Source organism: Amycolatopsis kentuckyensis (assembly GCF_002155975.1).
Lineage (GTDB): Bacteria > Actinomycetota > Actinomycetes > Mycobacteriales > Pseudonocardiaceae > Amycolatopsis > Amycolatopsis kentuckyensis.
On sequence record NZ_MUMI01000688.1, the window covers coordinates 1 to 5,461 of the forward strand.

The 5,461-nt window shown below is 72.7% G+C and carries 6 protein-coding genes; 5 read left to right on the forward strand and 1 reads right to left on the reverse strand.

Translation table 11 applies throughout. The features are described 5' to 3' along the window. Window positions 1–159 precede the first annotated feature (159 nt). Window positions 160–624, reverse strand: a complete 465-nt coding sequence (locus tag CCN39_RS45670) for a metallopeptidase family protein (RefSeq protein ID WP_103341201.1) — start codon at window positions 622–624, stop codon at window positions 160–162. Between the two features lie 77 nt (window positions 625–701). Between CCN39_RS45670 and CCN39_RS45675 the strand changes: the two genes are divergently transcribed. From CCN39_RS45675 to manA, 5 genes are all read left to right on the forward strand, one after another. After that, window positions 702–1,055: a DUF3499 domain-containing protein gene (locus tag CCN39_RS45675; RefSeq protein WP_026468546.1), complete on the forward strand. Its 354-nt coding sequence runs from the start codon at window positions 702–704 to the stop codon at window positions 1,053–1,055. An 80-nt stretch (window positions 1,056–1,135) separates the two neighbouring features. Continuing rightward, the gene (locus tag CCN39_RS45680; RefSeq protein WP_086853190.1) at window positions 1,136–2,491 is read left to right on the forward strand and encodes a phosphomannomutase/phosphoglucomutase; all 1,356 of its coding nucleotides are present in this window, start codon (window positions 1,136–1,138) and stop codon (window positions 2,489–2,491) included. A gap of 83 nt (window positions 2,492–2,574) precedes the next feature. Then, window positions 2,575–2,796, forward strand: a complete 222-nt coding sequence (locus tag CCN39_RS45685) for a Trm112 family protein (protein WP_086853192.1) — start codon at window positions 2,575–2,577, stop codon at window positions 2,794–2,796. Further along, window positions 2,780–3,874 (forward strand): hypothetical protein, encoded by a 1,095-nt coding sequence (locus tag CCN39_RS45690; protein WP_167455374.1) that lies wholly within the window; start codon window positions 2,780–2,782, stop codon window positions 3,872–3,874. Before CCN39_RS45685 ends, CCN39_RS45690 begins: the two co-directional genes overlap by 17 nt. A gap of 53 nt (window positions 3,875–3,927) precedes the next feature. Continuing rightward, window positions 3,928–5,157, forward strand: a complete 1,230-nt coding sequence (gene manA / locus CCN39_RS45695) for a mannose-6-phosphate isomerase, class I (RefSeq protein ID WP_086853196.1) — start codon at window positions 3,928–3,930, stop codon at window positions 5,155–5,157. The last annotated feature ends 304 nt before the right edge of the window (window positions 5,158–5,461 follow it).

Below are 5,461 nucleotides of genomic sequence, written 5' to 3' on the forward strand. Positions count from 1 at the left end.
CCGCCCGGGTTTGTCAAGGCGGGAAAGCGTGCCTTGACAAACCCGGTCGTCGACTGAAGTGCAGGCTGGGACGAGGGGCGGGGGAGGCCTGGTGACGTCGTTGGCCGGCTTGCGTCCCCGGCCGCCGGTTCGCGTGTGGCCTACCCCCCTCCGGTGGGGCTACTCGCCTTCGATGACGTCCGGCTCCACGCCCAGGTACCCGGCCACCTGCTCCACCAGCACGTCGTGGACCAGCTCGGCCAGCTCTGACGGGTCCTTCGCCCTTGCCTCGAGCGGCCGTCGGTAGAGCACGATCCGGGCGCGCGTCGGCAGCCCCGTGCGGTCCACGCCCGCCGGGACCAGCCTCGACAGCGGTACCGCGCCGTCGTGCAGCACGCCGTCCGCCGGGGAGTGGCCGTTCTCGCGGATCTCCGGCACGTCGTCAACCGCCACGTCGAGCTTTGTCAGCTCGTGGCGCCAGCGGGCTTCGATCGGCTCCAGTGCGTCGAGCACCAGTGCGTCGAAGCGTTCCGCTCGGCTCGCGGCGGCGGGCAGGGTCGCCGGATACAGCGTCCCGCGCAGGCCCCGGCCGTGCCGGTCCCGCCGCGAGCGCCGCCGCTGTCGGTAATCACGAGCCGTCGCCACGTCCGGAAGTCTATGCGACCGCGGTTCAGCGCGTGTCGCGCTGGAGACCTTGCGGCGACGCGCTATCGTTTCGTTTCGTGCGGAGCGTACGGAAGTGTTCGCGTACTGGCTGTCTCGAGCCAGCTGTGGCCACGCTGACGTATGCGTACAGCGACTCCACCGCCGTCGTCGGCCCGCTGGCCACCGCCTCCGAGCCCCACTCGTACGACCTCTGCGAAGCCCACGCGCTGCGGCTGACCGTCCCGAAGGGCTGGGAAGTCGTCCGGCACGAAGGCGCCTTCGCCGCGCCGGACCCGTCGGCCGACGAACTGACCGCGCTGGCCGAGGCCGTGCGCGAGGCCGGCCGCCCCGGCAAACCGGCCCCCGCACCCGAGCCGGAGGGCCCGTCCGGGCGCCGCGGCCACCTGCGTGTCCTGCCCGGTCGCGCCTGAACGCGTAAGCCACTCACCCCGCCGGTAGGCTTTCCGCGCGGCGCAGCGGGCGCCGGGACGACTATTCGCGGGGAGACGGCGTGCCAGACCTTTCGGGCATCGTGAAGGCCTACGACATTCGCGGCGTGGTCGGCGAGCAGCTCGACGCGGACCTCGTCCGCGACTTCGGCGCCGCGTTCGCCCTGCTCATCAAGCCGGAGGCGCCGTCGGTGGTGATCGGCCACGACATGCGCGACTCCTCGCCGGCCCTGGCGGCCGCGTTCGCCGAGGGCGTCACCTCGCAGGGCCTGGACGTGGTCAGCATCGGGCTGGCCAGCACCGACCAGCTGTACTTCGCCTCGGGCTCGCTGAACATGCCGGGCGCGATGTTCACCGCCAGCCACAACCCGGCCAAGTACAACGGCATCAAGCTGTGCCGCGCCGGCGCCTCCCCGGTCGGCCAGGACACCGGGCTGGCCGAGATCCGCGACACGGTCGAGCAGGGCGTGCCCGGCTTCGAGGGCCAGCGCGGCTCGATCACCGAGCGGGACGTCCTCGCCGACTACGCCGCCTACCTGCGCAACCTGGTCGACCTGTCGGGCAGCCGGCCGCTGAAGATCGTGGTCGACGCCGGGAACGGCATGGGCGGGCACACCGTCCCGACCGTGTTCGAGGGGCTTCCCATCGACATCGTGCCGATGTACTTCGAGCTCGACGGCACCTTCCCGAACCACGAGGCCAACCCGCTGGACCCGGCGAACATCGTCGACCTCCAGGCGAAGGTGCGCGAGGTCGGCGCGGACGCCGGGGTCGCCTTCGACGGCGACGCCGACCGCTGCTTCATCGTCGACGAGCGTGGCGAGCCGGTTTCGCCGAGCGCGATCACCGCGCTGGTCGCCGTCCGCGAGCTGGCCAAGGACCCCGGCGGCACGATCATCCACAACCTGATCACGTCCAAGGGTGTCCCGGAGATCGTCGCCGAGCACGGCGGCAAGCCGGTCCGCACCCGCGTCGGGCACTCGTTCATCAAGGCCGAGATGGCCAAGACCGGCGCCATCTTCGGCGGCGAGCACTCCGCGCACTACTACTTCCGCGACTTCTGGCGCGCCGACACCGGCATGCTGGCGGCGCTGCACGTCCTCGCCGCGCTCGGCGAGCAGACCGGCCCGCTGTCCGAGCTGACCAGCGCGTACTCGCGCTACGCGGCTTCGGGGGAGATCAACTCCACAGTCGACGACCAGGTCGCGAAGATGATGGCCGTCAAGGACAGTTTCGGCACCCGCTCCGGCGTCGAGCTCGACGAGCTGGACGGCCTGACCGTGCAGCTGCCGGGCGGCGCCTGGTTCAACCTGCGCCCGTCGAACACCGAGCCGCTGCTCCGGCTGAACGTCGAGGCGGCGAACGCCGAAGCCGTGCAGGGGCTGGTGGACGAAGTGCTCGCGATCATCCGCAACTGACCCGTCCCGACGAAGGCGCCCCGGGGCCGAACTGTGTCCTGAAGTGCTCTTCACCACAGTCCCCCGCGTGGTATGGAGGAACCATGGCCATCACGCTCGACGCCCAGCTCCTCGAGATCCTGGCGTGCCCGTCGCCCGATCACGCCCCGCTCCGGCCGGGCGCCCCGGACGACCCCGAGGCCGACGCGCTGACGTGCACGGAGTGCGGCCGGGTGTACCCGGTCCGTGACGGCATCCCGGTGCTGCTGCTCGACGAAGCCACCGTGCCCGGTGACAACGGAAATTCCGATGCCGACAGTGCTTGACGACACGCTGCTCGACGACCCCGCGCGGCTGGCCGAGGCCGACAGCGCGGGGTTGCTCCGTGCCGCCGCGATGGCCGGCGCCCAGGTGCGGGCGGCCGCCGAGCTGGCCGCGGAGCTGGAGCTGTCCGAGCGGCTCGACATGGGCCGCCCGCGCGCCGTCGTGCTGATCGACCGGCCGGGGGTGAGCCGCACGCTCACGCGGCTGCTGGCCGCGCTCCTGGCGCCGTCGTGCCCGGTCCCGGTGGTCGTCGCCGAGGTGGTGCCGAGCTGGATCGGCGCGCTCGACGTCGTGTTCGCGCACACCGACGACCCGGGTGACCGGGAACTCGCCGCGTCGCTGGAGCGCGCCGCCCGCTACGGCGCCTCGGTGGTGCTTTCGGCGCCGTCGGAAGGTCCGGTGGCGGCCGCCGTGGCCGGCAAGGGCATCCTGCTGGCGCCGCGGGTCCCGGTGCCGCCGGAGCTGGCCTTCCCCCGCGGCCTGGCCGCCGGGCTGCTCACCGCGAACGCGCTGGGCCTGCTGATCTCCGACGTCCAGGCGCTCGCCGACCAGCTGGACCTCGAAGCCGGGAAGGACTACCTGGCCCGGGATTCGTTCGAGAACCCGGCCAAGGCGCTCGCCCTGCGGGTGGCCGACCGCGTGCCGCTGCTGTGGGGACTGGACCCGGTCGCGGTGGCCGTCGGCGAACACGCTGCGCACGCGTTCGCCGCCCACGCGGCCACGGTGTGCGACGTCGAGGACTATCGTCAGGCCCTGGCGCGCCCCGCACTGCGGCGGGCGGCGCAATCAGGTGGCGCGGAGCGTGACATCTTCGCCGATCCGGACGATTCCTCTGGTGACATCCCCACCCGGCTGCTGCTGCTGTCGGTGCGGACCGGTCCGGCCACGGACGCGGCGCGCTACCAGGCCGAGGATCTGCTGCCGGGTGCGGACGTCATCGTGCCGGCCGAGGAGATCGAGGCCGACGAAATCGTGCGGGCCGCGGTCCTGGCACTGCGGTTCGAACTGGCGGCGGTCTATCTCGGGCTGGCGGCGGGCAGCATCGGCGGCGCGGGCCGCTTCGCGCCCGCGACGGCGTGAGACCCGCCTAGCACCGGCCTGGCCGGTGCCGAAGGAGTGGAGTTGAGGTGACAGTGGAGCTGCTGCGCAATGCGGTGCGGCCCTACGCCTGGGGATCGCGGACGGCGATCCCCGAGCTGCTGGGCCGTCCGGTACCCGCGCCGCACCCCGAGGCCGAGCTGTGGATGGGTGCCCACCCGGGTGACCCGTCGCACGTCATCGGCCCCGACGGGACCGAGCGGAGCCTGCTCGAGCTGGTGGACGCCGACCCGGTGACCCAGCTCGGCGAGCGCTGCGCGAAGCGGTGGGGCGGGCGGCTCCCGTTCCTGTTGAAGATCCTCGCGGCGGAGGAGCCACTCTCGATGCAGGCGCACCCGTCGGCGGCCCAGGCCGCGGAGGGGCACGCCCGCGAGGAGCAGCTGGGCATTCCACGGGACGCGTCGAACCGCAACTACCCGGATCCGACGGCGAAACCGGAGCTGGTCTGCGCGCTGACGGAGTTCCACGCGCTGGCGGGGTTCCGCACCCCGGACCGGACGGTGAAGCTGCTGAAGGCGATCGAGACGCCGGGACTGGCGAAGTACACGGGGCTGCTGGAGGCCCAGCCGGACCCGGACGGGCTGCGGGCGCTGTTCACGACGTGGATCACACTGCCGCAGTCGTCGCTGGATTCGCTGTTGCCGGAGGTGCTCGACGCGTGCGTGACGCACGTCCAGGAGCACGGCGAGTTCGCGGTCGAGTGCCGGACGATCCTCGAGCTGGGTGAGGCGCACCCGCGCGACGCGGGCGTGCTGGCGGCGTTGCTGCTGAACCGCCTGACGCTGCGCGCGGGCGAGGCGATCTACCTGCCGGCGGGCAACCTGCACCTGTACCTGCACGGAACGGCCGTGGAGATCCTGGCGAACTCGGACAACATCCTGCGGTGCGGTCTGACGCCGAAGCACGTGGACGTGCCGGAGCTGCTGCGCGTGGTGGACTTCGCGTGCGGCGAGATGCCGGTCCAGTGCGGCGACGTCGGAGGCCGGATGGCGGTGTACCGCACGGACGCCCCGGAGTTCGAGCTGTCGCGCGTGGAGTGGGCGGCCGGCCAGGACGACGAGATCTCGGTCGACAGCGTGGGCCCCCAGATCCTGTTGTGCACGGCAGGCGACCTGCTGGTGACGGCGGACGACGGCGAGAAGGTCGAGCTGCGGAGGGGCCAATCGGTGTGGCTGCCGGCGGCGGACCCACCGGTCCGGATCCGCGCGTTGGGCGGCGAGCGGGCCCAGCTGTTCCGCGCCACGGCGGGCACCTGCGAGGACTGAGGCCCGCCCCACGGCGGCCCGCGTGGTTTCTGTGTGCGTTCCGTGTGGCGGCCTCCGCCACGATCGACACTAAGGGGGGACCCTGGTGCGCTGATGCGCGCCGCCGGGTCCGCTGGGGGTGACGCCGGTCGAGTTCCGCCCGGCGTCCACGGGCGCGAGGTGGTGCCGCGAGGGGGCGGCACCACTTCCGCGACCAACCCGGCAGGCGAAGGCGAGACGGGTGGTGCGGTGAGGGGGCGGCATCACCCCGTCTCGCCCGTCGGGCGGCTCGGTGGGGTCTGCACGCGAGGTTTTGGTGGGCGGT

What these genes read in the sequence shown, in the direction of transcription:
- CCN39_RS45685 (WP_086853192.1), top strand. Translation starts at nt 2,575, where the DNA reads ATGGCCATCACGCTCGACGCCCAGCTCCTCGAGATCCTGGCGTGCCCG.
- CCN39_RS45690 (WP_167455374.1), top strand. Translation starts at nt 2,780, where the DNA reads ATGCCGACAGTGCTTGACGACACGCTGCTCGACGACCCCGCGCGGCTG.